This window comes from Mesorhizobium sp. L103C105A0 (assembly GCF_000502215.1).
In the GTDB taxonomy this organism is placed as follows: Bacteria; Pseudomonadota; Alphaproteobacteria; order Rhizobiales; family Rhizobiaceae; genus Mesorhizobium.
Genome location: NZ_AYXF01000003.1, coordinates 47,898 through 73,566, shown reverse-complemented (window position 1 = coordinate 73,566; position 25,669 = coordinate 47,898). Strand labels below are relative to the sequence as shown.

At 60.7% G+C, this 25,669-nt stretch carries 25 protein-coding genes and 1 pseudogene; 7 read left to right on the top strand and 19 right to left on the bottom strand.

What is annotated here, in order from left to right; translation table 11 throughout:
• Positions 1 to 46 precede the first annotated feature (46 nt).
• Together X727_RS153735 and X727_RS1000000166315 are read right to left on the bottom strand one after the other, a co-directional pair.
• Entirely contained in the window at positions 47 to 544 is a 498-nt protein-coding gene (locus X727_RS153735) for a hydrolase (RefSeq protein ID WP_023738740.1), read from the bottom strand.
• 39 nt (positions 545 to 583) lie between these two features.
• A complete protein-coding gene (locus X727_RS1000000166315) occupies positions 584 to 754 on the bottom strand; it encodes a hypothetical protein (protein WP_023834100.1) in 171 nt (56 codons plus the stop codon).
• A 932-nt stretch (positions 755 to 1,686) separates the two neighbouring features.
• Here X727_RS1000000166315 and X727_RS153740 point away from each other — a divergent pair.
• Complete coding sequence (locus tag X727_RS153740) at positions 1,687 to 2,511, top strand: SIR2 family protein (RefSeq protein WP_023834098.1); 825 nt, start codon at positions 1,687 to 1,689, stop codon at positions 2,509 to 2,511.
• Positions 2,512 to 2,639: 128 nt separating this feature from the next.
• On the opposite strand, the gene X727_RS153745 is transcribed toward X727_RS153740, so the two are convergent.
• The 3 genes from X727_RS153745 to X727_RS153755 all read right to left on the bottom strand — a co-directional run bounded on the left by X727_RS153745 (position 2,640) and on the right by X727_RS153755 (position 4,863).
• Positions 2,640 to 3,707, bottom strand: coding sequence for a M20/M25/M40 family metallo-hydrolase (locus X727_RS153745; protein ID WP_023672671.1), 1,068 nt, complete (start codon positions 3,705 to 3,707; stop codon positions 2,640 to 2,642).
• Positions 3,708 to 3,754: 47 nt separating this feature from the next.
• The gene (locus X727_RS153750; RefSeq protein ID WP_050589274.1) at positions 3,755 to 4,183 is read right to left on the bottom strand and encodes a GFA family protein; all 429 of its coding nucleotides are present in this window, start codon (positions 4,181 to 4,183) and stop codon (positions 3,755 to 3,757) included.
• Between the two features lie 68 nt (positions 4,184 to 4,251).
• On the bottom strand, positions 4,252 to 4,863 hold the full coding sequence (locus X727_RS153755; protein WP_023672669.1) for an ATP-dependent Clp protease proteolytic subunit: 612 nt from the start codon (positions 4,861 to 4,863) through the stop codon (positions 4,252 to 4,254).
• A gap of 445 nt (positions 4,864 to 5,308) precedes the next feature.
• On the opposite strand from X727_RS153755, the gene X727_RS153760 reads away from it, so the two are divergent.
• Positions 5,309 to 6,709, top strand: a complete 1,401-nt coding sequence (locus X727_RS153760) for a Do family serine endopeptidase (protein ID WP_023745096.1) — start codon at positions 5,309 to 5,311, stop codon at positions 6,707 to 6,709.
• 200 nt (positions 6,710 to 6,909) lie between these two features.
• Here X727_RS153760 and X727_RS153765 read toward each other — a convergent pair whose 3' ends face one another.
• From X727_RS153765 to X727_RS153790, 6 genes are all read right to left on the bottom strand, one after another.
• Positions 6,910 to 7,875, bottom strand: coding sequence for an ABC transporter permease (locus X727_RS153765; protein WP_023672667.1), 966 nt, complete (start codon positions 7,873 to 7,875; stop codon positions 6,910 to 6,912).
• Between the two features lie 3 nt (positions 7,876 to 7,878).
• Entirely contained in the window at positions 7,879 to 8,826 is a 948-nt protein-coding gene (locus tag X727_RS153770) for an ABC transporter permease (RefSeq protein ID WP_245262660.1), read from the bottom strand.
• 53 nt (positions 8,827 to 8,879) lie between these two features.
• Entirely contained in the window at positions 8,880 to 10,424 is a 1,545-nt protein-coding gene (locus X727_RS153775) for a sugar ABC transporter ATP-binding protein (protein ID WP_023834097.1), read from the bottom strand.
• Positions 10,425 to 10,484: 60 nt separating this feature from the next.
• On the bottom strand, positions 10,485 to 11,465 hold the full coding sequence (locus X727_RS153780) for an ABC transporter substrate-binding protein (protein ID WP_023745095.1): 981 nt from the start codon (positions 11,463 to 11,465) through the stop codon (positions 10,485 to 10,487).
• A gap of 103 nt (positions 11,466 to 11,568) precedes the next feature.
• Positions 11,569 to 13,188 carry a GMC family oxidoreductase gene (locus X727_RS153785; RefSeq protein ID WP_023834096.1) on the bottom strand — a complete coding sequence of 540 codons (1,620 nt, stop codon included), beginning with the start codon at positions 13,186 to 13,188 and terminating at the stop codon, positions 11,569 to 11,571.
• On the bottom strand, positions 13,185 to 13,934 hold the full coding sequence (locus X727_RS153790; protein WP_023707502.1) for an FCD domain-containing protein: 750 nt from the start codon (positions 13,932 to 13,934) through the stop codon (positions 13,185 to 13,187). The genes X727_RS153785 and X727_RS153790 overlap by 4 nt, the downstream gene beginning before the upstream one ends.
• A 187-nt stretch (positions 13,935 to 14,121) precedes the next feature.
• Between X727_RS153790 and X727_RS153795 the strand changes: the two genes are divergently transcribed.
• Together X727_RS153795 and X727_RS1000000166310 are read left to right on the top strand one after the other, a co-directional pair.
• The gene (locus X727_RS153795) at positions 14,122 to 15,216 is read left to right on the top strand and encodes a mandelate racemase/muconate lactonizing enzyme family protein (RefSeq protein WP_023745094.1); all 1,095 of its coding nucleotides are present in this window, start codon (positions 14,122 to 14,124) and stop codon (positions 15,214 to 15,216) included.
• Between the two features lie 292 nt (positions 15,217 to 15,508).
• The gene (locus tag X727_RS1000000166310; protein ID WP_196814988.1) at positions 15,509 to 16,081 is read left to right on the top strand and encodes a hypothetical protein; all 573 of its coding nucleotides are present in this window, start codon (positions 15,509 to 15,511) and stop codon (positions 16,079 to 16,081) included.
• Positions 16,082 to 16,538: 457 nt separating this feature from the next.
• Here X727_RS1000000166310 and X727_RS153810 read toward each other — a convergent pair whose 3' ends face one another.
• The 8 genes and pseudogenes from X727_RS153810 to X727_RS1000000166300 form a co-directional block, all read right to left on the bottom strand.
• Positions 16,539 to 17,276, bottom strand: a complete 738-nt coding sequence (locus X727_RS153810) for an SDR family oxidoreductase (RefSeq protein WP_245265786.1) — start codon at positions 17,274 to 17,276, stop codon at positions 16,539 to 16,541.
• A gap of 70 nt (positions 17,277 to 17,346) precedes the next feature.
• A complete protein-coding gene (locus X727_RS153815; protein ID WP_155923557.1) occupies positions 17,347 to 17,844 on the bottom strand; it encodes a 2,4'-dihydroxyacetophenone dioxygenase family protein in 498 nt (165 codons plus the stop codon).
• Between the two features lie 204 nt (positions 17,845 to 18,048).
• Positions 18,049 to 18,717, bottom strand: a complete 669-nt coding sequence (locus tag X727_RS153820; RefSeq protein WP_348524526.1) for an NADH dehydrogenase ubiquinone Fe-S protein 4 — start codon at positions 18,715 to 18,717, stop codon at positions 18,049 to 18,051.
• Between the two features lie 172 nt (positions 18,718 to 18,889).
• Positions 18,890 to 19,399, bottom strand: a complete 510-nt coding sequence (locus X727_RS153825) for an Hsp20/alpha crystallin family protein (protein WP_023682476.1) — start codon at positions 19,397 to 19,399, stop codon at positions 18,890 to 18,892.
• Between the two features lie 74 nt (positions 19,400 to 19,473).
• On the bottom strand, positions 19,474 to 19,950 hold the full coding sequence (locus tag X727_RS153830) for an Hsp20 family protein (protein WP_023743380.1): 477 nt from the start codon (positions 19,948 to 19,950) through the stop codon (positions 19,474 to 19,476).
• Positions 19,951 to 20,191: 241 nt separating this feature from the next.
• Positions 20,192 to 20,544: pseudogene (locus X727_RS1000000165570) on the bottom strand (hypothetical protein).
• 1,073 nt (positions 20,545 to 21,617) lie between these two features.
• On the bottom strand, positions 21,618 to 21,917 hold the full coding sequence (locus X727_RS1000000167890; RefSeq protein WP_155923315.1) for a hypothetical protein: 300 nt from the start codon (positions 21,915 to 21,917) through the stop codon (positions 21,618 to 21,620).
• 266 nt (positions 21,918 to 22,183) lie between these two features.
• Positions 22,184 to 22,525: a hypothetical protein gene (locus X727_RS1000000166300; protein ID WP_023824840.1), complete on the bottom strand. Its 342-nt coding sequence runs from the start codon at positions 22,523 to 22,525 to the stop codon at positions 22,184 to 22,186.
• Between the two features lie 2,095 nt (positions 22,526 to 24,620).
• On the opposite strand from X727_RS1000000166300, the gene X727_RS1000000168490 reads away from it, so the two are divergent.
• From X727_RS1000000168490 to X727_RS18745, 3 genes are all read left to right on the top strand, one after another.
• Positions 24,621 to 24,785, top strand: coding sequence for a hypothetical protein (locus X727_RS1000000168490; protein WP_245274153.1), 165 nt, complete (start codon positions 24,621 to 24,623; stop codon positions 24,783 to 24,785).
• A gap of 281 nt (positions 24,786 to 25,066) precedes the next feature.
• Positions 25,067 to 25,261: a hypothetical protein gene (locus X727_RS153840; RefSeq protein WP_023697124.1), complete on the top strand. Its 195-nt coding sequence runs from the start codon at positions 25,067 to 25,069 to the stop codon at positions 25,259 to 25,261.
• Positions 25,262 to 25,449: 188 nt separating this feature from the next.
• Positions 25,450 to 25,635 carry a hypothetical protein gene (locus X727_RS18745; RefSeq protein WP_023681021.1) on the top strand — a complete coding sequence of 62 codons (186 nt, stop codon included), beginning with the start codon at positions 25,450 to 25,452 and terminating at the stop codon, positions 25,633 to 25,635.
• Positions 25,636 to 25,669 lie beyond the last annotated feature (34 nt).

Here is a 25,669-nt window from a genome sequence, read left to right as displayed (position 1 = left end):
GAATCCCGCAAAGCTGAGACCTTCGCTCGCCCGGCGTTCTGCCGGGCTAACCCCGCCGGCGACTGGCCTGAATGGCAGCAAAGGTTACCGGACGAAACCCCCAGGCGTCGACGCCGACATCATGCTGGCGCGTCATCGGCTTCAGACGACCGTGCGAATGACCGTGCAGGTTTACCGATCTCTTGCCGATCTGGTTCCAGGTGCGAAAAGGATAGTGACACAGAACCAGCAAGCGGCCCTCGACAAGAAGCTCCATGTAGTGGTGCACGCTCGCCCAGGCCGGGTCGCCAATGGTGGCGGCGCTGTCATTGTTGCCAATAATCAGGTGCTTGGACCCGTTAAGAGACGACAGCAGTGAAGACACGGTCTCGGCTGGACCCTTGGCGAAATCGCCGAGGTGCCAGACCTCGTCGTTCGGGCCAACGGTTTCGTTCCAAAACGCAACCAGCGCCTGGTCATGCTCTACCAACGAGGCGAAGGGACGCCGGTCGAGGCGCAGAATGCGCGGATCGTTGAAATGCGTATCGGAAGTGAAGAAGATCATGCGCCGCGGCCGGCTGCGACGCGCGATTGGCGATCGACTCTAACTGCCGGAGCGCTCTTCGGCTTCATCATCGATCCCGATCGGGGCTTCCCTGAGCATCTTGAGTGCCTCTTCCTTCGTAAGGCCGCACTTGCGCGCGAAGTAGAGCGCTTCGATCGCATTTTCGCGATCCGCCGTGGATTTTGCGTGCTGTTTGGGCTTTTTGCCCATCGTTCTCTGCCACCTTCCGAGGCCACCAAACCATCACAGTGCCGCGTTGTTCCCGTGCATCGGCTGACCTGCCGGACTGCGCGACTGCCGATGTCGCCGACATCCCGCGAGCCCCGGACAGCGCGTATATCAGCCGGCTCGCGACAACGGCGGAGCGACTCCAACCCCGACAGCGTGAATTCAAACAAAAGCCCGCGCCGTGGGAGGGGCCGGCGCGGGCGATCGGGCTACCGATCTTGCAGCGCGGGGGTCGACCGCTGCATGGCTCGAACTGTGCAAGCGAGCATTTGTTCCGGGCCGCATGCAAAGCATCGGCGTTTCATTGCATCCTGGGGGACACAACCAGCATTTCGCTTCAGTCCGCCGCCGATGTGGGAGGATGAATACCGCCTTGCGCTAATTCGTCCGCCCTGGACACGAAACCAACCGCGCATTGAGCGCGTAGCTTCGGCGATTTAAAACACCTGCACTGGAATATTTCCGGGCGCATGGAACATCTCCGGTCGCTGATGTTTAGGCCGGAATGACGATGATTTCTGTTCTTACAATGATTTACTCTCTCGCCATCTTTATCGGCGCGAAGCGGCGCAACCTCTTGGTGAATGCGAAACTCGATAGAGCTTTGCGCAATATGCTGGCGCAGAACTGAATCATCGTGGCCAGTAAACCGCAACAGCGCCGGTTCCAGTTCACAGCCAGTGTCCTCGCAGCCGCTACTTCAGTTCGGGTGGCAAGCGGCTCGGCAGGACTGCAAGGACCGCCCCCTCTGGGCTGGCTGGTGCACGGTCGATCCGATTTAGTCGATGACGGCGGGGCACGATGCTCCCGCAGTGCGCCGTGCTGGCTCGAATTGCGGGGCCCCGTCCAAGATCCGCGCACGGGGCACGCACCTTTAGGTCCGGCCCACGCGAGTGGCTTCGGAAGACCTATCCATGAACGATGATGATCCTATAGCTTCGCTCGCCAACGCAATTCGTCATCGCAGCGCAATTTTGTTTGTGGGGGCGGGGGTATCGATCAGCGTCGGACTTCCGTCTTGGGAGAAGCTCATCGAGCGAATGGCAAAGGAGCTCGGCGTCGACGATGAATTTTCCACGCGACGCGATCGTTTTCAGACCTTGGCCGAATACTATCGGATCAAGCATGGCAGCATCGGACCACTTCGCAGTTGGATGGACAGAAACTGGTCTGTCGCCAAGGAACGGATCGAGAAATCGGAATTGCACCGTCTCATCGTGACGCTCGATTTTCCCGTCATCTATACGACGAACTATGACCGGAACCTGGAACTCGCTTTTGAAATCCACGGTCGAGAGTACGTGAAAGTGGCCAACGCACGGCACGTTGCGCAGGCCCGTCGAGGCATAACGCACATCGTGAAATTTCACGGCGACTTTGACGAGGACTCTTCCCTTGTCCTCACCGAAACCGACTATCTTGACCGCCTGTCCTTCAATTCTCCCCTTGATGTCCGCTTTCGCTCCGATGCTCTCGGCAGCACGATCCTGTTCATTGGCTATAGCCTCTCCGATCCAAACATCCGGCTGCTGTTGCACCGGCTTTGGCAAACCTGGCACCGGTCTGGATATGAGAAAGATCGTCCCCCTTCGTTCATCTTCATGCCCAGCCGCAACCCTGTGGAGGAGGCCGTGCTTGGGCGCTGGGGTATTTCGGTGCTCGTTGGCGCAGGTGATGATCCTGAAGCCGGTCTGACGGATTTCCTCAGGCGTTTGGTGGAAGCGGTCGCGGTGACCTGAGGCGCGCTCCCCAGTGGACCGTGGTTGGGTTTTCGCAGGTGCGCGGTGACCGACGCACCAGGCGGTAGGCGACAGGCGCCAGATCGGCGACTGTTGGAGCCACGACTTCCACAATCAATCCCGCCGCCTCATCTTGGCGTGAAGTCGATCTCCGGCGTCAATTGCCGGCAATATGCACAAACCAGGTCAATCGTCGTTTGCACATCATCCAGGCAAACAACTTCCGACGGGGTATGCATGTAACGCAAAGGCACGGAGAGCACCCCACTTGCGACGCCGCCTCGGTTCTGCTGCATGACACGCGCGTCGGTAGGGCTTGAGCTGCCCACCGCCTGAAGCTGATAAGGTAGGCCCTCTTTCTCGGCCACCGACTTCAGCAGATTGAACACCACCGGGTTGGTGTTCGCGCCTTGAGTGATTGCCGGCCCTTTCCCAAGGTCCAGTTTGCCCTGATCCTCGGCGCGAGCGCGCGGATAGTCCATTGCCACGCCCATATCAATTGCGAGGCCGGTTCGAGGCGCGATATTGAACGCTGAGGTCATCGCGCCTCGGGAACCAATTTCCTCTTGAACCGTACCCAGGATATAGAGGCCCACGCCGGGGTGAACGCCTCCCTCCTCGGAGAGGCAGCGCAGGACCTCGGCGCCGATGAGGAGGCCAACCTTGTTGTCGAACGCTCGTCCGACAGCAAGGTTGCCCTGTAGCGCCGCAAACTCGCCGTGGATAGTGACCGCGCTGCCGACCTCTACGACCTTCAACGCTTCCTCTCGCGAACTCGCGCCGATATCGATCCATAGTTCCATCAGCGAGGGAGTTTGAGACGTGTCAGAGGCTTTGAACGTCTGGATTGCTTTGCGACCTACGACGCCCAGGATCGGCTCCTTGCCGTGCACCCAGACACGCTGGCCGATTTCAGTGGCAACGTCCGTTCCACCTATGGTGCTGAAGAAAAGAAAGCCGTCATCGTCGATGTAATGGACGATGAAGCCGACCTCATCCATGTGCCCGGCATACATGAAGCGCATAGACGCCTCAGGATTGATGATCGCCGTGACATTGCCCATGACGTCCGTGGTCAACCTGTGGGCATAGGGACGAACATACTCGCGGAAAAGCTCCGCTACGGGTTGCTCAAAGCCGCTCGGCGACGGGGTCGCCACAATTTCCTTCAAGAACTTGAGTGATTCATCGCGCATCAAGCTGACTTTCACGGTTCAAGGGGTGGAGGGCCATTCGAGCATGGTCATACTCGTCGGGCCTCGCGCCAATTTTGGCCTTCTTCGGTGCGATCGCCCGCGAATTGGTCAGCCCAAGGCAGGTTGTGGAGCCAGGCTTCGCGCCGGGGGGTCCAAAGCTCGTATGTCGGGAGAAGGTCGTTTGGCGCATCGTCGAGAGTGCCGATCATGATCTCGGCTTCGTCGTCGCGGAGATTCACCACGCGCGACCCGCATGCCGGACAAAAACCTCTGCCGTTGAACGCCGCAAGCTCGCCCTTGCACTGGTAAGCCGACCGCGGCCACACGGCAAAGGCACTGTAGGTGCTGCCGCTGGTTCGCTTGCAATCCTGGCAATGACACAAGCCAACGCGCAACGGCGCGCCGGTGACAACATACCTCACAGACCCGCAAAGACAGCCGCCGGCCCGCTCTATCTTGTCAACCTCGTCGTTCATGGTCGCCGCCGACATGAGTGAGGCAAGCGTGTTTGACTCCGCTCTGCCGTTTGCATCGAGGCATCAAGTTAATGGGCAATGTCTTCAACAAGGCCTAGCTCCAAAGCTCTTGCTGCCATCAGGTAGCAGCTGTTCAGGGCATGGTCGCGCAGCTCTTCCAGCGATGTTCGAGAACCTTGGACGAGATCGGCGAACCCTTCATTCTCGAGTCGCTCTGCCGTTTCCAACAGCGCAAGTTGTTCGCGAACGATCTGAAGACAGCTTCGAATTGGTCCATTCAGAACCAAGTCTTTCTCAAGCCTTCTTTCATGAATCAGCAGGACTGCTTGCGGGCAAAGGAACCTGCAGGCTTTCGGGAAAGCGGCAAGGACCGTTACCCCGGCAGAGTAAACCGTATTCTTGCCAATGATGTAGCCGTTGCGGCCCGAGTGTTTCAGAAAAAGTTTGAACTCTAGAGCTAGACGTCGCGCGCCGTCGGCGTCGCCTCCGGGCGTGTCGATTTCAACGTAGAGATCGTCTTCCCCGGAACGCACGGCTTTCAAATCGTCCAAGGCTTTGGTGACGACAGTGTCATCAATCAAGCCGTGTATACGCAAGTTTGGATCGAACAAAAGCCGGTGAAGGTCTGGAGCGGGCGGCGGGGAGACGGTGTGTTCGGCAGACTGGGGCAACAGGTCCATATAGGCATCCTCATTATGGGGGCCGAACTTAGTTGGTACCCTTTTGTTCCCTTGAGGGAGTTCGAGCGGTGGTGATCACAGCCGCGTCTCTCGGCGGCTGTGGAGCTCCCTCTTTCATTGCAGATCCTTTTCGCACCAGGCCCGGTAGAGGCACCTCAGCCGCTAGGTTGGCTCCATGGGCATATCGGGCATTTGCCGGAGCTGACGAAGTCGCTTTGCTGATTTCTGCCACGTCCGGGACCAGTCCTGTGGACGGTTCAACTCGACGGCCTCAATGATTCCCGGCTGCTGCCTTCCGGACCCTCGCGGTCGGGCTATTTTTCCTGGCCGTGCCATTTTTCCGGGGGGCTGAAACAAACAGCTTTGTTGGCAGTTCTAGCGTCCGGAGCACCGGCTCCGCGCGGCGCGGCCGAGCGGCCGGGGCTGTCCGGCAGGAGGTCCAGCAATGTCTCACGATATGCAAAGACGATTTGCAACGCGCTTGATTGCGATTGCGCTGATGCTCTCGGCCAGTGGCGTGGCGCCTGTCCTGGCCCAGGATACCCCGACCGACTTCACAGCGATCATCCAGCAGAAATTGCCGGCCGTGGTCGCGATCACGACCCGGGAGGTTGTCCAGGACCAGACGACGGCGGGCGACTTTACAAGTCCGTTCGATGGCCAGGGCCTCGGACCCGTTCAGCCGCAGGTGAGGGAGGCGCTTGGCTCCGGATTTGTGATCAGTGCCGACGGCTACATCGTCACCAACAACCATGTCGTTGCCGATGCGACAGAGATCCATGTCGTATTTTCCGACAAGGAAACGGCGCCGGCGCAATTGGTCGGCCGTGACCCCGCCACCGATATAGCGGTGCTGAAGGTCGACCCGCGGCCCAACATGACCACGACCAAATGGGGCGACTCGGATGCAATGCAGCCGGGCGCATGGACAATCGCGATCGGCAGTCCCTTCGGGCTCGGGGGGACAGTCACTGTCGGCGTCCTTTCGGCCCGCTCGCGAGACATTCAAGCCGGGCCGTACGACGATTTTCTCCAGACGGACGCGTCGATCAATCGAGGCAACTCGGGCGGTCCGCTGTTCAACGCACGTGGCGAGGTGATCGGCGTCAACACCGCCATTGTCTCGCCGTCGGGCGGCAGCATCGGAATCGGGTTTGCGGTGCCATCGCGCACCGCCCAGAGCATCGCCGACCAGTTGATCCGAACCGGCCGGATCGAGCGCGGCTTCATCGGGGTCCGCCTGCAGGACATCACGCCGTCGCTGGCTGAGGCCCTCGGGATGAAGGATGACAAGGGCGCGCTGGTTGCTTCGGTCGAGCCCGGCAGCCCGGCGGAGAAAGCCGGCTTGAAGCCGGGTGACGTGATCACCCGATTCAACGGCAAGGGCATTGAGGGTGTCCATGACCTCACGCTTGCGACGGCTAGTCAGAAGCCTGGCAGCAAGGCCACTCTGACACGGAGTAACGGCGGCAAGGACCAGGAGATCGCGCTTGTCATCGGTGAGCGCAAGGATGCGGAGGTGAAGACCGGCGCTGTTCCCGACAAGAAGTCGGCGGCCGAAGGCCTCGGCCTATCCCTCAGCCCGATTCCGGATCAGGCGCGTCAGCAGCTAGGCATCAAATCAGGAACAACCGGCGTCTTCGTCGTGGAAGTGGCTCCCGATGGCCTTGCCGCCCGGAGCGGATTGCAGCCCGGCGATGTCATCATATCGGCCAACGATCGGCGCGTGACGGAGCCTTCGGATATCGTCGAGGAGTGGGCGAACTCTCGCCGGCAGAGCAAGCCCATCCTGTTTCGGCTGGAAAGGCAGGGGCAGTCCGTGTTCGTGGCGGTCGCCGGGAAATGACCGTCTCCAGGACGGCCATGTGACTGCACCAGGATCCGCTTGCGGATCCCGCTCCAAGGGTGTCGGACCCCAGGTGCACCGGGGAAGCATCGCCGCAGAAAGTCTGCGGGATGCGCTCATTGGCCGGGCGCGCAACGCGCACTTATTCTGCAGCGTCAGAGCTCTTTTGAGCTCGTCGTGCTCGAGTGTGCTCGCCATCCTCAGGCAGTTTCGCGCCTTGCCGTAAGCCGTGCCTGGAGAAGGACGACGACGAGCAAAAACAGCCCGCGGATCACCGACTGCCAGTACGCTGACAGCGAAATCCAACCCATGCCGTTTTCGAAGTTCAGGACGTTGAAAAGGATCCCGAGCAACAGCACGCCGGCCAGCGTGGTCAACACCGAGCCCGAGCCGCCGGTCAGCAGCGTCCCGCCCACGACCACGGCTGCGATGGCAAACAGCTCCCAGCCGACGCCCTCGATCGGCTGGCCTGCGCCGAACTGAGAAGCGAGGACGACGCCGGCGAGCCCGGCCAGGCACCCGCTTGCGACATAGACGAGAAATTTGACGCGGTCAGTGCGCAGCCCCATCAGCCGCGAGGCATCCTCGCCACCGCCGATGGCCAGCACCGTCCGTCCCGTGCTGGTGTAGTTCAGGACCACTGAGCCGACGGCATAGGCAACCAGGGCGATGACTGCCGGAATCGGGAAAATCCAGAAATTCCCTTGGCCGATGGCGGTGAAGCCCGAATCATAAGACACCGAAACGGTCTGGTTGCCGGCCAGAAGCAGCGCCGAGCCGCTTGCGGCCAGCATGGTGGCAAGCGTGGCGATGAATGGCATCAGGTTTCCGCGCGTAACCAGGAGCGCGTTGATCAGCCCGGCTGCCAGGCCGGCGCCAACGCCCGCTGCAAGGCCTGCCACGATGCCGTGCGGGCTCGCCAGGGCCGACGCGACGCTGCCCAAGGCGGCGACGGAGCCGACGGACAGGTCTATGCCGCCGGTCATGATCACGAAGCACATGCCGAGCGCGACGAGCGCGAACATCGAGTTGTAGCGCAGAACGCTCATCACGTTGAAGAGGCCGAGGAAGCGGTCGTAGCGCAGGAATCCGAACAGGACGAGGGCTGCAAGCGCGATGACGACACCGTAAGTGCCGATGATGCGAACCAGTCTGGCGCTGTTCATGGATTACACCCGGTGTTGCTGCTGCAGCCAGACGGCGAATGCGATGATGCCGGCCTTGACGACGAGCGCAGCGGCGTCGGGCACGCCATTGGCGAGCAGCGTGTAGCGCACCAACTGGATGGTCAGTGCGCCCAGCAGGGTGCCGATGATTGTGGCCTTTCCGCCACTCAACAGCGTGCCGCCCACCGCGACCGCCGCGATGGCGTCGAGTTCCATGCCCAGCCCCACGAGATTGGCGTCGCTGGAGGAGTTGATCGCAATGACGACGAGCCCGGCTAGCCCCGCGCACAGGCCGCTGATCGCATAGACAGCGAGCTTGATCCTCGATACGGCGATGCCGGCGAGTTCAGAGGCCTTTTCATTGCCGCCGACCGCCAGGATGCTTCGCCCGAACACCGTGCGGTGAAGGGCCCAAGCGGCCGCCGCAACCAGCACGGCCATGATGATGACCTGCGCGGGAATGCCGAGCGGGCGGGCAAGTCCGATCCACTGGAATTGCGGCACGCGGAAGGTCTGCAGATTGCCGTTGGTCATGACCTGCGCGATCCCGCGCCCGGCGATGAACAGCACGAGCGTTGCGACGATCGGTTGGATGCGGAAACGCGAGACCAACCAGCCGTTGAACAGCCCGAACAGGCCGGCGACGAGGATCGAGGCAATCATCGCGACGGCTACCGCCAGATAGATGTTTCCGACCGGGAAGATCGTGCCCATGAAGATCATCGGCGCCAATGCGCCGGAGATCGCCATCAGCGAACCAACCGACAGGTCGATGCCGCCGGTGGCGATCACCAGGGTCATCCCCACCGCGACGATCACAATTGTGCAGACCTGGGTTAGGTTGACGTTGAGTGTCTGCAGCGTCGCGAAATTGCGCGTATAGGCAAGGTTGAAGACCACCAGCAGCACAAGCGCGATCACCGTGCCGTAGCGCGCCAGGAAACCGAACACATCAAAGCGGCGGTTTCCAGCGTCGTTGGCTGCGGATGGTGTGGCCAGATCGCTCACGCTGCCTCCTTCGCCGCGCCGCCATGCGCCATCGCCGCGAGCACGTCCTCCTCGTCGGCTGCCTGGCCTTCCAGTTCGGCCACCCTCACTCCTTCGCGCAGCACGAATATGCGGTCGGCTCCTTCCATCACTTCCTCGAGTTCCGAGGAGATCATCAGCACGCCGAGCCCGTCATCGGCAAGCTTGCGGATGAGGCGCTGGATCTCGGCCTTGGCCCCGACATCGATGCCGCGGGTCGGCTCATCGAGAATGAGCAGCTTCGGGTTCATTGCCAGCCAGCGGGCAAGCAGCACCTTTTGCTGGTTGCCGCCCGACAACTCGCGGACCTTCTGGTTAGGCCCCGAGCATTTGATGTCGAGTTCACGAATGAAGCGCTCGACGATCTCCTTCTGCCGGGCCTCGTTCAGGATGCCATTGCGGCTGATTTTCGGCAGCAGTGCCAGTGTTATGTTCTCCGCGACGGTCATTTCCGGCACGATGCCCTCGGCCTTGCGGTCCTCAGTGCAGAAGCCCATCCCTGCGGCGATGGCATCGGCGGCACGTGCGGGATGGTAGGACGCGCCCTCCATCGTCATCTCGCCTGCGCTCCGGCGGTCGGCGCCGAATACGAGGCGGGCTGTTTCGGTGCGGCCGGCGCCGAGCAAGCCGGCAAAGCCGGCGATCTCGCCGCGGCGCAGGTCGAAGCTCACGTCACGGACCAACTGGCCGGCTGCCAGCCTTTGCGCGGTAAACAGCACATCCCCGATCCTCGACCGATCGCGTTCGCCGAACGCGGTCGCGTGGCTTTCGACGGCTGCGACGTCGCGGCCGAGCATGGCCGCGACCAGCTCCAGCTTGCCGATGTCGCTCATCGCCGCGCTTCGCACCGTGCGGCCGTCACGCATGATCGTGACCCGGTCGCAGACCTCGTACAACTCGTCGAGCTTGTGGCTGACGAACAGAACGGAGACGCCGTCGGCCTTGAGCTGACGGATAACGCTGAACAAGACCGAGACTTCACGCTCGTCCAGCGAGGAGGTCGGCTCATCCATGATCACGAGGCGGGCGGAAAAGCCGATGGCGCGGGCGATCGCCACCATCTGCTGCGTGGCGGTGTTGAAATCGCTGAGCGGGCGGCGCACGTCGATGCCGATCGAGAAGCGGCTGAGCAGGCGCTCGGCTTCCGCATGCATCGCGCTCCAGTCGAGCAGGCCGCGGCGGCGCTTCTCGCGTCCAAGGCAGATGTTCTCGGTCACCGAGCGCAGCGGTACGAGATTGATCTCCTGGTAGATGGTGCTGATGCCGCTGACCTGCGCCTGATGCGGAGACCCAACTTCGAACGGCTTCCGTTCGAACAGCACCTGCCCCGCATCCCGGCGGTAATAGCCGGTGAGCACCTTGATAAGTGTCGATTTGCCCGCACCGTTCTGGCCGATGAGTGCGTGGATCTCGCCCGGAAGAACCTGGAGCGAGGCATCGGCCAGGGCAGGGATGCCGGCAAAACGCTTCTGGATGTCACGCATGTCCAGGAGCAGCGCGGCTTGGTCCGGCTGAGCGGTCATCGTCAAACTCCCAAACCCTACCCGCCGAAGCGGGTAGGGCAACTGGAAAGAAAGTGGATATCAGAACGCAATATCGAAGTCTTTCTTCGCGTTCGTGGCGTCGAAGAAGGCATCCTCGTTCTTGATGAACGGCGGGATCTTCTTGCCGGCCGCATAGTCGGCCATCGTAGCGAAGGCCTTCGGCCCGAACAGCGGGCTGCAAGCGCAGATAGCGCCGATCTTGCCGTCAATGATCGCCTGGACGCCTTCCTTCTCGCCGTCGATCGACAAGATCAGCACATCCTTGCCCGGGGTCTTGCCGGCTGCTTCCAAAGCGGCGATGGCGCCCAGCGCCATCTCATCATTATGCGCGTAGATGATATCCGCATCAGGGTGCGCCTGAAGCAGCGTCTCGGCGACCTGCCGGCCCTTGTCGCGGGCGAAGTCGCCGGACTGCGACGCCAGGATGGTGAACTGCGAGTGCTTGGCGATGAAATCGTCGAAGCCTTTCTTGCGGTCGGTAGCGGCCGAGGCTCCGGTCGTGCCTTCCAGCTCGATGATTTTCGACTTGCCATTGGCGTTCTTGACCAGCCATTCGCCGACGCGGGTCGCCTCCTCGATGAAATCCGAACCGATGAAGCAGACATAATCCTCGCCCGGCTTTGCCATGGTGTGATCAACGTCGCGGTCGACCAGAAACACCGGTATGCCGGCATCGCGCGCGGCAAGGATGACCGGCACCAGGGGCTTGTCTTCGCGGGGCGGCAGGAAGATTGCGTCGACGCCCTGCGCGATCATCGAGTTCACGTCGGAGGCCTGCTTGGCCGACGAACCGGCGGCATCCGTGTAGACCAGCTGATGGCCAAGCTTGGCGGCTTCGTCCTGCATGCTCTTGGTCTCGGCAAGACGCCACGGATTGTTGCTTTCCGTCTGGGCGAAACCGACCTTGTACTTGTCCTTCTTGGCGAGCGGCGGGAGCGCCGCGAAGGCGCGTGAGCCGAGTGTCAGCGCGACCGCGCCGACGGCGGAGCCAACCAGTAGTTTTCGACGGGTAATGATCATGCTCTTTCCTCCTTTATCGTCGCTTTCAGCGACTGTGTAATTTCCTCACGATATCGGCCCAGACGGCTTCGGCGATGACGCCGTCGGGAAGCTGGATCAGGCGCTATGCCGCCTCCAAAATAAAGTCGGCGCAGCGGTCGCCCAGCATCATGGCGGGCGCCGCCGTATTGCCGGCATTGATGTTGGGGCAGGCCGACATGTCGGCAACCCGCAGATTGTCTATTCCGCGCACGCGCAGCGCCGCGTCCAGCACCGCCATCCGGTCGCTGTCCGAGCCCATCCGGCATGTCCCGGCCGGATGGTAGTTGGTCTTCACAAAGCGCTTGCAATGCTTTGTCATGGCTTCGTCGCTGAGATCATCCTGGCTTGGCACGGCAATGGCCTTGACCCGATCGGCGAGCGGCTTGGTCTGAAAAGCCTGCAGGAAATAACGCTGGCCGCAGATCATTTCCCTCATGTCGTCGGGATGTTTAAGGAGGTTCGGCGAAACGATCGGCATGTCCTTCGGATCCGCCGAACGCAGCCTTACGAAACCGCGCGACTTTGGCTTCACCACCACTGTCGTCACGGTAAGCCCATAGGTGTTCTCGACCAAGGTCAGGATATCGCGGTCCAGATAGACGTGCGGCACGCAGAAGGCCTGGATCGTCGGTTCGCCCTCGGGATCGGCCGGATTGACGAAGGCTCCGGCCTCCACCCCCGCTGACAGGATCGTGCCGGTGCCGAAGAGCTTGAAATGCAGGCCGTTCCTGATCATCCTCCAGCCTTGGCCCTGCCTGAAATAGCCGTATGGGCCGTTTGCGGTGGCGATGATCGGCACCTCCGGATGGTCGATCAGGTTTTCGCCGACCCCGGGCAGGTCGGCGACGCAGGAAATACCGTGCCCGGCAAGCGCCTCGGCGGGGCCGATGCCGGACAGCATGAGCAGTTTCGGCGAGACGAGGGCACCGGACGAGACGATCACGTCGGCATCTGCATGGACGGTATGCTCGGCGCCCGACGCATCCGAATAGACGACGCCGGTGACCCGACCGTTTTCGATCAGCAGCCGGCTGACTGTGCAATTGAGTTTCAGCGTCAGCTTGGGATCATTCGTCAGCGGCTCGATGAAGGCATAGGCGGCGCTGCTTCGCTTTCCCCGCCGGTTCATGAACTGGTAGAAGCCGACCCCGCGCTGCGACGGTCCGTTGAAGTCATGGTTGTACGGCAATCCAAGGCCTTGGACGGCCTGGACGAACCAACGGGAAACATCATCGATGTGGCCTGGATCCGAGACCAGCAGCGGACCTTCGCTTCCATGCAGTTCGCCGCCGAGGCGGTTGTTTCCCTCCATGCCGGTGAAATGCGGCAGCACCGCCTGCCAGTTCCAGCGTACGCCGGCATTGTTGCCGCGCAGCAGCTCGTCCCACTCCTCATAATCGGCCGAGCGGCCTCGCATGTAGACCTGGGCGTTGACCGAGGTGCCGCCGCCCAGCACGTTGCCTTGCGAGATTTCATGGACGCGCCGGTCGAGATGGGCCTGCGGCTCGGTGCGGTGATAGCGCATGAATTTCGAGCCGTTGATCATCTTGAAGATGCCGGGCGGCATGTCGAGCAAGGGGTGATGATGGGAATGGCCGGCCTCCAGCAGCAGGGTTCGCCGTCCCGCTTTGACAAGCCTTGCCGCCGCGACGCAGCCGGCTGCTCCGCCGCCCACCACGATATGGTCGTAGGACTGCGTCATGCTTCCGGCGCCTCACGGCTTTCGAATGTTCCGCGGACATACTCCCAGGCCGCCGAGAGGTGGTTGAGCAGCGCCCGCTCGGCACCGTCAGGATCTCGCTCAAGGATGGCCGTGCAGATTTCACGATGGCTGAGGAAATTCACGCGGTTGCGCTCGGGCGACCGTGGCATGCGCATCCAATGCGGCGACAGCCATGCGGTAAATGCCTTGTGCACGACAGGCAGCACCGGGTTGCGCGCGATGTCATAGAGCGCTGCGTGGAACGCCACGTCCGTCGCATAGAATTTCTCAGAATCCGGGATGGCCGCCTCGTTCATCGCCAGCGCCGCCCTCAGGGCTGTGACGTCATCCTTGCGGGCATGGATGGCGGCGTTGCGCGCCAGCGACGCCTCGAGGAAGACGCGCATGTCGTAGAGGTTCTTCACGCCCGCCTGGTCGCTCAGCAGATGTCCTACAATGCCGTCGAGGGCGCCGAGCGCGGCATCCAGGCCAGGCCGGCGCGCCACGGGCCGGAACCGCGGACGCGCTTCCACTAGGCCGCGGCTGGCCAGGCGCGCAATCGCCTCACGCACAACGCCCCGGCCCACACCATACTCGATCATCAGTTCGCGCTCGGCCGGCAGGTAGCTGCCGTCGCCAAGCCTTCCGGACGTGATGTCGGCCTCTATGCCGGCCACCATCGCGTCGGCCGCGCGGGCGGCGAGAATAGCCGCGGGCATCTCAGGACGCTCTTCCGTATCCAGCAAGCCTTTTCCTCCCAGATGGTTCTGTTATTAGAAGGTAAATCGGACCAAAGCACAAGCGGATTGGTGCTTTTGTAGGACCAAAAATGACAGACTGGCTTCAGAACCGCTGAAAGATCAGCCACATTGTTGCCAGTCAGCGCTGCCGGTGCAATTATGGTCCGATGAAAAAACCTGAATGGAGCGCAGCATGAGCCGCACCGAAATCAAGGAAGTCGAGACCCGGCTGTTCCGGGTCCCACTGCGTGAGGTGATGACCGATGCCAAGCACGGCGCGCACACGCATTTCGAGCTGGTCACCGTCACGCTGAGGCTTGCCGACGGCACCGAGGGCACAGGCTACACCTACACCGGCGGCAGGGGCGGCTATGCGATCAAGGCAATGATCGATCACGACCTCGCGCCGTTCCTCAAGGCTCGCGACACGACGCAGATCGACACGATTTACGACGGCATGCTCTGGCACATCCACTATGTCGGGCGCGGCGGCATCGCTTCTTTCGCGATTTCGGCGATCGACATCGCGTTGTGGGACCTCAAGGGCCGGCGTAGCGGCCTGCCGCTTTGGCAGATGGCGGGCGGGGCCGGGAAGAGCGCCAAGGCCTATCGCGGCGGCATCGACCTAAACTTTACCCTCGATCAGCTTTTGGCCAGCATCGATTCCTACCTCAATGGCGGCTTCACCGGGGTGAAGATCAAGGTCGGCAAGGACGACCTGGCCGAGGATGTGGCCCGGGTGAAGGCAGTTCGCGAGCGCATAGGACCTCATGTCACCTTTATGGTTGACGCTAACTACGCGCTCGACGTCCCGCGAGCGATCGAGGCAGCGAGAGCATTCGCCGCCTACGATCTGCTGTGGTTCGAGGAGCCCATCATACCCGACGACTATGAGGGTTACGCCAGCATTGCCAAGGCGACCGGAATGCCCCTGGCAATGGGAGAAAACCTGCATGTCATCGAGGAGTTCGAGCATGCCTTCGCTTGGTCGAATCTCAGCTACATCCAACCCGACGCCTCCAACTGCGGCGGGGTCACAGGCTGGCTGCGCGTGGCAGCGCTCTCACGCAAGGCTGGCATTCCGGTCTGCAGTCACGGGATGCAGGAACTTCATGTCAGTCTCGTTGCAGGTCAGACAAATGCCGGCTGGGTGGAGGCGCATAGTTTCGATATTGACCTTTACACCACCGAGCCGCTTAGGCTTCAGGATGGTTTGGCGATAGCACCCGACGAGCCTGGAGTGGGCGTTGTCTTCGACTGGCGCAAATTGGCGGATTTTCGCCAATAGCGCCCCCTGAACGGCGGCACGGCCGCATGCATTTTGTCCGGATCCTGATTCCTCGTTCCGGCAACGCGGAGAGCCCTTCGACAGGAAGACTTCGACCGTCTGAAGAACGAATTCGCCGCCGCCGCAGCCAGCGGGCATACCGCTTATCGGATGCCACACTTACATTTGTAATTGCAGCGACGCTTCACCGGCTTTAACTCACGCGATCATAGCAGCGACACGACAAATGCAGGCGGCCGCCCGAACACCGGCAGAAGCTGCAAGCATTGGGTGCGCCTGCAGGGAGGCGGCGATGGTTGCAACGCGTACGGACACTGCGCATGCGGTTATGGAGGACTTCATTCTATCGCGGCACCGCTCACTGGTCCGCGAAGTTGGATTTTACGAGGCTATGAGTCAAACCCGACAAGCGATCGCCGCATCGCGCGAGGTGCTGAGGCGCTTTCGCGAACGTCAGGGCGACGACACTGCTCGAGCAAAGAATGCAGACCGTGGTCCTGTCGCCGTGTCAGCCTTCGATGCCGACATCATACGCGCTGCATGCCGAGATCTGATCGCGGAGATGAACGTGCCCGAGTGTCAATGGCGCGAGCTGGCGCGAAGTCTGGTGCGCGAATTCGTGGCCTGCGAGGAGACCGAAGCCGGTTTGGTGGATTGGATCGTCCGCCGGCCAGCGATGACGAAGACGGACGAGGCCGGCCGACCGGAGCCAGCCGGCGAGGCGGCGAATGAGCCAGGAGTCAGTCGACCGCAATCAACGCGAGCAAGCAGATCTCCCGGCGACTTGTTGCGCCGAACTGCGGTGGTCCCAGGATCGGAAACTTTGGCGAGCGGCTTGGACACATCTGATCCTCCTCGTTTTTAGGCGTCCGGCCCCGTGTCCGCATTCGGAGACGAATGCGTCCAGCCGACTGTCTAAGGCAGACGGCGACGGCCATGTCGCGTTGCTCCCGGCCTTCGCTCACAAAGGAGCCCAAGCCGGATGCCAACCAGGCTGCATTAGGCCAATGGGAACAATTTGCGCGGGCCGAGCTTGGGCTAGCGTCGTACAGAGGTGCAACTATGCAAGATAATTTTGACCGAGCTTCATCCGTCGCGGAGGTTGCGGAATCATTCGTGAGATCCCGGAGGCCGTTCTCTGTCGTATCGACCCGGGATGCGGTCACGATTGTCAGGAAACAGGCAGCTTTTTGCGAGCATACGGATGGCGAGCTTGCGGAGTTGGTGGCGGCAATTGCGGTCAGGCATGGTCGATTGGTCGCGTTCGATCTTGATCTCGACGACACAGGCTTGGAGATCGGTCGCGCAGCATAGCCAACGCCTCACGCAATGAGATAGCCACCGTCAACCGGCAAAATTGCCCCAGTGATGAACCCCGCGAGCGGCGAACACAAGAACAAGGCGGGGCCAGTCAGGTCGCCCGGCGTACCCCAGCGACCCATCGGAGTGCGTTTCATCAATTCCGCGTTGCGAGCTGGATCGGCCCGTGGCGCGGCGGTCATGGCGGTCTCGATCCAGCCAGGCGCCAATGCGTTTACGCGAATGCCATCCCCGGCATAGGCGATCGCAAGTGACTTGGTAAGTTGCACGACCGCGCCCTTGGATGCGGCGTAAGCCGGCGCATGAGCCGCGCCGAAAAACGCGAACATCGAGGCGATGTTGACGATGGCGCCCCCGTTCGAGAGTGCCCCTCGGAACGCGCTCGCACTCCGCATGGAGCCGGTGAGATTGATATCGACCACCGTTTCGAAACCCTGGACAGTGAATTCGGCGGCGCGCAGGTTTACCCCTGCGCAATTTACGAGCGCTGCAACGGATGTGAACTGACTGGAATATCCTTCGACCGCAGTCATGTCCCGGACGTCGAGTACTGAATACGAGACGGGGGTGCCGTATGCACGAGCGGCCGCTACCTCGGCGGCCGTGGCCCCCGTCGCGTGGACGATTGCCCCGGCCCCGGCGAACGCCATGGCGATGCCGTTTCCGATGCCTGTCGTGCCTCCGGTAATGACGACGGTCTTGCCCGCGAAGAAGGGCATGGCCCATATGGAATCGGTCACCAAGATCTCCTCGTTTCGCCTCTGTGGCGGAGCGCGAACTCATCGGCGCGGAAGACAAACGGGCGGATGTCTACCGCACGAACTGATCGACGAAATCCTTACCGAGACCCACGCTCGCATAATGATTTCTGCACATGTCGATCTTGGTGAAAACGTCCTCGAAACCAATCTGCTTGTTATCCTTGTCCAGGTAAACCATGCAGCCGGAAATGTTGAAGAAGGTGATCATCTCGGGCACGTCGCTTGGAACCGTGAGCGTGTGGATTTCACCGGGCGGCTCGAAAACGTAAGATCCGGTCTCTGCCACCCAGTCGTGTTCAAGATAGTGCCAACGCCCCTTGATCACATATCCATGCACGGGGGCCGGATGCAGATGACGGCTTAATATCCCGGCCCGGCGTACGCGGAGCAGATTGCACCACTGCCCCTGCATTGTGTTGAGCATAAGTGGTCGGAACCACACGCCCTCCGCCTGTGGGACCCAGACCCGCTCGTCTTCGGGGACGGCAGCGATCGCGATCTCTTTCGGTGCCAGGGGATGGGCGGAGCCGTTGAAGGATTGATACATAGGAACCTCTGTCGCCATTCATTGGAGCGTCCATATCAGCGCGATCCTAACAACTCGGCCGAGTTCTGCCGAGGCGCAATCGGGCGCCCACGCATTGGGAAAGTTGTCGGCGCTCGCCCGCCCGCTGCCGCGACCGCAAGCGGGAAGAGGTTCAGGATGGTCCGTTGGGCGTCGAAGACGATCCGTGGGTTCCTTCTTGCCTTATCATGCGGCTATCCGGGAGTGCACCGGGCTGGTCCTGGTCTGGAAGCCCCGGTTTCGGACTTCCAAGGCCAGCAAGGCGAGTTCGACCTCGTCCAATCGCGACGGGCGTGCATTTTCCGGCATGCCTTCGGCTGTGGCCAGGTCGATCAGATACTCGTTCCAGGCCCAGTTCTTGAGCACGGCGCGTTTCTCGTCGGGTGCGAGCACCGGGTCGTCCACGACCTCCATCGGAGAGGCGTAGAATGTCTCGGGCTCCGAAAGCGCCGTCTGTATGTGCGCTGTCTGTGCACCGGCGCCATAGCCGTGACTTGCCTGGAGCCAAGCCAACTGCAGCCGCTGCCAAACCAGGTCGGAAAAGGCCTGTTTTTCCTCCGATACATGTTGTCTCCTGATCTTGGCCGGGGAAGCAGGAGGTGCCGCCTGCACCACGTAATTGAGGCCTTGACGCTCGGCATAACGGATCGCCGCTTCCAGCGTCGGAAAGTTCAGTTCAACCTGGGTCAGGGTGTCCCGGCCACCGGTATAGCCCATCAGCGGCTCGATGAACGGGGCTGTGCGGCGTTCGAAGACCAATCGCCAGTCCCTGTGGGGCTTTGCCGAGGTCATGGCCGAGCGGCAGGGCTGGTAGATCCGCGCCACTGCGCCCTCCGGAAACACTGACCGTCCCATTGACAAAGCCGGCCCGTCTAGACGAGGCCGATTGTCATTGTCCGGCCGGACGGACGTCTTGGTTGGGTTCCTGATGTTGTCGCTGCTTTGAACTGTCTCCATTGCCTGTCCCTCCCGTTATGAAGGGTCGCACGGGCAGCGGCCGTAAGGGCCGCCACCCATACTGCATCCGTCAGTTCTTCCCGTTGATTGCGATCCGCTTGGCCTTCGCCTGCGCCCGCTCGGTCTTGGGCAACGTCACGGTCAGCACCCCGTTCTTGAAGGTGGCGTTGACCTTGTCTTCTTCGACCTCGTAGCCGAGCGGAATGAGGCGCTCGAAGCGACCGTAGAAGCGCTCGGAGAACTGCCGGTCCTTGTCCTCGGTCTCGGAACGCTTCTCGCCTTTAAGCTTGAGCGCCCCATTTTCCAGCAGGACTTCTATGTCGCTCTCGTCCAGGCCAGGTATTTCCGCCGTGACGCGGACTTCCTTGTCCGTGTCGGAGATTTCGACACTCGGCCAACTGGCGGCGAAAGAGGGACCGAAGGCCGGCAGTCTGGCGCCAAAGCTGCGGAAGGCGTCATCGAACAGCCGGTTTACCTCCCGGTGGAGGGAGACGAAGGGGTCTCGATCTCCGTCGGGGAAGAGACTGGGCGCCGAGTTTCCGTTGCCCCGGCCCCATGGGATCAAGTCACGTACGCTCATTGTCTTTCTCCTTTTGTAGGTCTCTGAGTCGGGCGGGACGCCCGGCTCAAGCGAAAGCCTTCATGGTGGATTGCTCAGGCGGCCAGCTTGTCGGTCTCGACCTTGGGCGCCTCGATCTTCGGCATGGGAGCCCCGCTGGAGATTTCGATCTTGCGCGGTTTCATCTCCTCGGGAACCTCGCGCTTGAGATCGATGCTCAGCAGCCCGTTCTCAAGGCTGGCGCCCTCGACTTTGACATGATCGGCCAGTTCGAACCGACGCTCGAAAGCGCGCCCGTTGATGCCGCGGTACAGATACCGGCCGTTCTCATCGCCGGATTGCGACCCGCTCACAACCAGCATGTTGGGCTGGTGGGTGACGGTCAGCTGGTCCTGCGAGAAACCGGCGACCGCCATCGTGATGCGATACTGATCATCATCAACCTTGGCGATATCGTAGGGCGGCCAGTTGTCGAACGAGGCCACACGGCTCGCACTTTCAAGCATGTCGACCATGCGGTCGAAGCCGATGCTGGACCGGTATAGAGGGGTAAAATCGAGGTTTGTCTTCATAGCCACATCCTCCTTTGAGCAACATGGACAACAGAAGGCGCCAAGAGCCTTGCCGCCTCCTGGTATTGCCGGCCCCATTAGGCTGCCGGCGACCATCAATTTAGAATCGCGACTTGCACCTTCAAGAGCAAGAATAGGAAAATTTTCATCGGCAATCTGGGGGAACGCACCGATGCCACACCCATCCCGCCGGCGGGGTCACTCGCCGACGGGTCCATGGTGCAAGACAACTACGTCGCCCTTAAATCCGATCGACGAATGGTACGAACGCGGCCACTGCCGCGCTGTCACTGCAGTCAGGACCGGCACGCTCATCCGATTGATCCAACTGTTGCAACGCATCCATGATCGTGTCGAAGCTGACCGGTTCACCCGCTCCCGGCAGCATGCGAAGCGCTGGCACGGATTCTACGGCGCAGGCATCCGATGCCCATGACGAAAGAATGGCGCGCTTCTCCTGAGCGTCCAGGGCAACGTCGGCCAAAACGTCGTGGGGATGTTTGAAATGCCGCGCCGGATGCAGCAAGCGGTCCAGAAAACGTCGGGGGCCACGGGTTCAATCGATGCAAAATAGGTCGAAATGGGTCCTTCCATGGATGGTCCTCCGCTTCAGACAATCTCATGCGAGTTTGGCGGCTCTCGCCAGCGGCTGTCGCGATCACGACCAGGCAGATCATCCAGGAACGACGCTCAACGACTTTCCCTAGGTGATGTCGATACCGAGACTCATCGTCCGGCACCCTGGGCGGCTCGATCACGACCGAAGCGAACGAGCCGTTCGCGATCGAGGGTGGCGATGCTGCACTTCCCCAGATGTTTGGAGCATATCGAGGGCTGCGGCCTTGGAGCGGCGAGGGGACTTGCCTACATCGCACATGTCGTCGATATGAAGGTCGATGGGTTCGCCGAAAGTTTTCAGGCGCGCTATACGGACTTGGTCGGCGTCTCACCGCGATCGACTTGGCGCTCGGTTTAGGTTGCCCAGCGCCTGGCGTCGTCTCGGCGCAGAAAGGTCTCGCTAACGTAGCGACCCTTGCGACGGACTTGGACACGCCATGAACCGGACGAGAGTTTTGTGTAGGTGGCCATTTTCTCGTGTGCGCTCCGTGTGCACTGAGAGATCGAAACGTGGCGAAAAGGGTCGTATTCTGGCGTAAATTCGCGTGCACTCGGGCTGCTCTAACGATTTGATGTTAAAGAAAAAATGCTGAAAAATCAAGATCATAGACTGGCTATTGCACCCATGATGGATAGGGAAGATAGATCAACAAAATCAAATATTTATGAGGGTTCGTGTGCAAATACTGCACACGCAAGTTCCGCTTCTCTTCTTTTTTCGTTCCTACGAGGGAGCTGCTTTTCGGACCCTCTTTTGCCGACGATATCTATCCGCTCCAATGCGAATGCTCACCAGGATGTCCGTGAACCTGATTGTTGTCTGCGGCGTCCAGTTTGCGTCGTTTGCGTCGTCCAGTTTGCCTGGGGAACCTGGATTCGAACCAGGACTACTCTAACAGAGTCAGAGACAGATTTTACCGTCCCTAGCAAAATCGCCTCGTGTTGCAGTCGTGTTGCAATCTCCCGCTACAACAGCACGCGGGCCTCGATCTCGGCAACTGCCGTCTGATCGGCGGCATCTTCTTCGAACAAATCGCCGTTGTCGAACGTCACCGTGATCGAGCTATGCCCCATAATGGTCTGGACACGCTTCGGCGATAGCTTCTCAGGCTGGCCGCTGCATGACGCAGGCCATGGAAGTCGTACTTGGCGATTTTGAGAGGATCGCCTTCGGGATCGAGCCTTGTGGGGTGGAGCCGGAATATGCCGGCACCGACGAGCATCGGCGTCCAGACGCGCGCAAGGATGTTGTGATGGTCGAGCGGCGTTCCTTCGTCGGAGGGGAACACCAAGCCATCGGGACCGTTCGCAATGGCCAGGCGCTGCTGCTTCAGGGCGTTGATTGCCATGGGCGCCAGCGGCACGTCGCGCTCGCGGCCGAAGTCTTCGGAAGCCCGAAATCACCCCATGCGTCCACGCGGCCTTTCACCGTGAGGACGCCGCGCTTCAGGTCGGCGGCGTTCCATCTGAGGCACGCAGTTCGGAGGCGCGCAAGCCGCTAAATAGCGCCGTGACTATCAGGGCGCGGTGCTTGCCTTGGGCGGCGTCCAGTAACGTCCGCAACTCGGGTTTGGTCGGATCTCGGGCCGCTTCAACTTTCGCCGATCGTTCGTCTTCACCTTGGCGTTCGACAGCGGATTGTCGCCGCCAAGCCACGCCGCCTTGCTTCAACGAAGATCGCGCCGAGCGAACGCACAACGCGCTTGACCATGGCAAGCGATCGATCCTTCGCCAGTTCGTCAGCGAAGGCGTGGGCGTGCGGCGTGTTGAACTGCGAGAGCTTTCTGGCGCCGATCAGCGGCACGATGTGGATGTTGACGTGTTGGGCGTAGGCATCGCGCGTAGAGCGCTCCAAGCCTTCGGCGTCGCATCTTTCCAGCCACAGCTTCGATGCCTCTTTGATCGTGATCGAGGTGCTGTCTGCGACATGAACGCCGAGCTGCAGGTCACGTCGCACCTTTACCAGATAGGCGTCGGCATCCTTGCGCTTGTCGAACTGCTTGGCGCGGCGATTGCCGCCGGCATCGAAGTAGTCTGCCAGCCACCGAACTCACCGGAGGGCAGGGTGCGCTTGCGGACCTGAGCCATTCCTATTCCTCGCGGTACTTTGGATGCCGTTGCGTGGTGTGGGAGCGAGCTTGCCAGACCGGATAGCATTCCGCCTCTTTCGCCAACTCTCTATCATTTCTTTCCGCGACGCTCCGATGGCGTCGAAAACCTCTTGGCCAATGGGGACGTCTCCGGAGGCGTATTCATTCGCAAGCTTGATTGCTTCGCCCAAATTTGGATTGTGGGCGAATGGCGCAAGTTCAACCAAAAGATTGAACAGGTTATCCAGACCAGAACATTAGCGCCGACTAACGGTTAATGTCGGCAGTGTCCCGAATCATGATTGGCTGGAGCGATGGCGGTACCGGCGTTCGATCTTGTCTATTTTTCCCGCCTGACCCTAGGCGACCTGCTGGGCAGCGTCATTTCGTTGCTGGCGTGTTTGGTGCTCTACAACGCTTTGGCTACGGACCGCCCGAACCGATAGGTCGGGTCTAACCCGCGATCGCGATTCCAAAGCCAAGGCCCAGGCCAATTGCGACGTCAAGGAACAGCTTGCCGGCCATGTCGATGCGAAGGCGCATACAGGGCGCCATGCGTCTGTGCGGGCGCTCTGAGGCCGTTGCCGACGTCATCGAAGATCGTTTCCATCGGTCGAGTCTCCGAATCTGTGAATCCCCTGTTTGATCCGTCAAAGTCTAACGATCAGGGAAGCGCCATGGAAAGCACGTGCAGTAACGGTTGATTCAACCATTGCTGGTATAAGTGTGGGGTGGGTGGCGGCTCCGACAGCTCGGGGGGGGAACTGAGTGCCGAAGCCGCCTGCGCAGCCAAGGTTGGGGTTTGACCGCGCCGTCCTATTCTGGGACAGCGCGGTCAACGATTCGTTAAAATTTTCCGGACCTAATTAAGTCGGTGCTAATTGCGCCCTTCGGCCTTTTTGGGTCAGCCGGGAACATCCCCGCTCCGAGGCTGTTCGGTCACACCCGGCTCGTTCTCAGCGGTCCCTGCCGGTGACCAAGATGGCCCCTCACTCATCATGGTCGGCCCGCGCTCGGAAGCAGGCGCGGGCNTCAGCGGTCCCTGCCGGTGACCAAGATGGCCCCTCACTCATCATGGTCGGCCCGCGCTCGGAAGCAGGCGCGGGCCATCCCTGCACAAGCCCGGCGTCTCCAGATGTCAGCGCTCTGGCGCGAGCCGGACTGCATAACGATTGCGGATGTGGCTGTTAAAATAGACGCCCTTGGCAAGGCAGCTTTGAACGCAGCAACTGCCTCAGCAGGTACGTCCAAAAACTCGTAATGCTTCCCGCACCACTGCGGCCGTTCTAGAGCGTGCCTCAGAACGTTCTCAAACGAGGTTAGCTGGAGTGGACTTCATAGCGTCACGGGAAACATACGGAACGATACGGGAAGATTTCTGATTTTGGCCCAAGAAAAAACTAATAAAATCAACGATTTTTAGACACCCTCCGGGCCCACCAGTCGCCTTCATGCACAAGGCTTTGCGTCGAGGGTAGACAACCTGGTTAGACAGTGGGTTAGACAAACCGCTTCAGAAGCTTCGCCATTCCATCCACGGCGAGCCGCTCCTGCTCCGTCCTTGCTGTAAAGCTCTACGTGGTCCAGGTCGTCGTGGCCGAGAATGCCTGCCGATTGTTTCGGGGTCGCGCCCTCCTTGGCCAGTACTTCCCCAGCGTCTTCCGAAGTCCATGCAGCGTGCAGCCGGGCCCCATGCTCGCCATCTTGCTCCAGTGCGCCATCATGCCGGTCAGCGACCTCTCCGAGAAGGAATTGCCGTAGGCGTTCAAAATCACCGTGTCGGCCGAGCCCCAATGCTTCGGTGAGCACATAGGTGATCGTTAGCGGACTTCAAATGCGATCCGCTGCTCACTAATTACTTGATCCCGTAAGTTACATGATCACGTACCGACTTTTTTATTGAAATCCCGAATTCGGTGGCCTTATAAGACCGATGTTGCCATTGCTCGTAGGTCGGCTGTGATGGATAACGTGGTTCCATTTCGCAAGGCCGTGCCTTGCGTCGAAGTGACAGAAACCTGCGGCGAATGGTTCGTCCGCGTGGTTGAGAAAGATCAGGAAATTGCCCGGTCATTCAATCAGGATCGTTCGCGTTGTCCTTTGCAGAAGGCCAGCGGATACGCCTAGGGCTAGCGAAGGTCGTGGGCCTGTAGGGCGCTGTGGTGCGGCATTGTAGGCATTCAAGCATGAGCGGAACCTAATTTGCAGCCGCAAATTAATTCCAATGGATGAACTCCCAAACCGGAAAAAACTCGTGGCTGACCCTCAACCTCGGCGGGGCTCCAACAAAGGTGTGTTGCTAGCGGCTGCAGCGCTGCTGTTTGCCTTTCTCGCTCTTATTCTGTTTGGTTTTTTTCAGTAAGTGTGCGCGGCGCCGGCTTCCCAGAGAGGGCAGAGCACCTGCCGACGTGATCTTCGATCCGCTCGCGTCCTTGCGGCGGGGCGACTATCCAAGCCGGCTCGGTTCGTCGCTCCTGACGGGTTCGGCGGTCCCACCGCAGCAGGATGATCATTCGGCAATTCTTGGCAGCGCCGGTATTCAACTCACGCCCAAAGCGATTGAACTGAAGCTGGCCGTCGATGTCGTGACTGACGCAGCATGAGCCGAACAGGCGAGGCAAGCGCAAGCCTTGGGGCCTAACCTCAGACAGACGAAGCACGCTCGTGCAGTCTGGAGACAGCGCAACGAGTTATTCATTCGGGCGCCTTCGCATCACCAGCGGAACGAAAGAGTTAATTGGCGGTTTACTAGGGAAGGATTGCAGGACGAAAAACATTGAGGATTTCTGCCATGACAATGTTGTTCGAACCACTCGACTCTGAAGGTTACAAGCGCAGCGTGGTCTACCATGCCGCACGCTTGTCCATGCTCCACAATCGAATGCTGAAGCGTTTCGACAAGGTCGATAAAGCGGCTGAAAAGGTTGAAGCCGAGGTGGAGCTGTTTGATGAAGCTGTTCGCACTCTCTACGAATGAGCGGCATGTTGACCGCCGACGTTCCTGCTAGCGC

Coding starts and splice junctions, on each gene's coding strand:
- X727_RS153735 (WP_023738740.1), bottom strand. CDS start 544: ATGATCTTCTTCACTTCCGATACGCATTTCAACGATCCGCGCATTCTG.
- X727_RS1000000166315 (WP_023834100.1), bottom strand. CDS start 754: ATGGGCAAAAAGCCCAAACAGCACGCAAAATCCACGGCGGATCGCGAA.
- X727_RS153740 (WP_023834098.1), top strand. CDS start 1,687: ATGAACGATGATGATCCTATAGCTTCGCTCGCCAACGCAATTCGTCAT.
- X727_RS153745 (WP_023672671.1), bottom strand. CDS start 3,707: ATGCGCGATGAATCACTCAAGTTCTTGAAGGAAATTGTGGCGACCCCG.
- X727_RS153750 (WP_050589274.1), bottom strand. CDS start 4,183: ATGAACGACGAGGTTGACAAGATAGAGCGGGCCGGCGGCTGTCTTTGC.
- X727_RS153755 (WP_023672669.1), bottom strand. CDS start 4,863: ATGGACCTGTTGCCCCAGTCTGCCGAACACACCGTCTCCCCGCCGCCC.
- X727_RS153760 (WP_023745096.1), top strand. CDS start 5,309: ATGTCTCACGATATGCAAAGACGATTTGCAACGCGCTTGATTGCGATT.
- X727_RS153765 (WP_023672667.1), bottom strand. CDS start 7,875: ATGAACAGCGCCAGACTGGTTCGCATCATCGGCACTTACGGTGTCGTC.
- X727_RS153775 (WP_023834097.1), bottom strand. CDS start 10,424: ATGACCGCTCAGCCGGACCAAGCCGCGCTGCTCCTGGACATGCGTGAC.
- X727_RS153780 (WP_023745095.1), bottom strand. CDS start 11,465: ATGATCATTACCCGTCGAAAACTACTGGTTGGCTCCGCCGTCGGCGCG.
- X727_RS153785 (WP_023834096.1), bottom strand. CDS start 13,188: ATGACGCAGTCCTACGACCATATCGTGGTGGGCGGCGGAGCAGCCGGC.
- X727_RS153795 (WP_023745094.1), top strand. CDS start 14,122: ATGAGCCGCACCGAAATCAAGGAAGTCGAGACCCGGCTGTTCCGGGTC.
- X727_RS1000000166310 (WP_196814988.1), top strand. CDS start 15,509: ATGGTTGCAACGCGTACGGACACTGCGCATGCGGTTATGGAGGACTTC.
- X727_RS153815 (WP_155923557.1), bottom strand. CDS start 17,844: ATGTATCAATCCTTCAACGGCTCCGCCCATCCCCTGGCACCGAAAGAG.
- X727_RS153820 (WP_348524526.1), bottom strand. CDS start 18,717: ATGGGACGGTCAGTGTTTCCGGAGGGCGCAGTGGCGCGGATCTACCAG.
- X727_RS153825 (WP_023682476.1), bottom strand. CDS start 19,399: ATGAGCGTACGTGACTTGATCCCATGGGGCCGGGGCAACGGAAACTCG.
- X727_RS153830 (WP_023743380.1), bottom strand. CDS start 19,950: ATGAAGACAAACCTCGATTTTACCCCTCTATACCGGTCCAGCATCGGC.
- X727_RS1000000167890 (WP_155923315.1), bottom strand. CDS start 21,917: ATGGCAATCAACGCCCTGAAGCAGCAGCGCCTGGCCATTGCGAACGGT.
- X727_RS1000000168490 (WP_245274153.1), top strand. CDS start 24,621: ATGGATAACGTGGTTCCATTTCGCAAGGCCGTGCCTTGCGTCGAAGTG.
- X727_RS18745 (WP_023681021.1), top strand. CDS start 25,450: ATGACAATGTTGTTCGAACCACTCGACTCTGAAGGTTACAAGCGCAGC.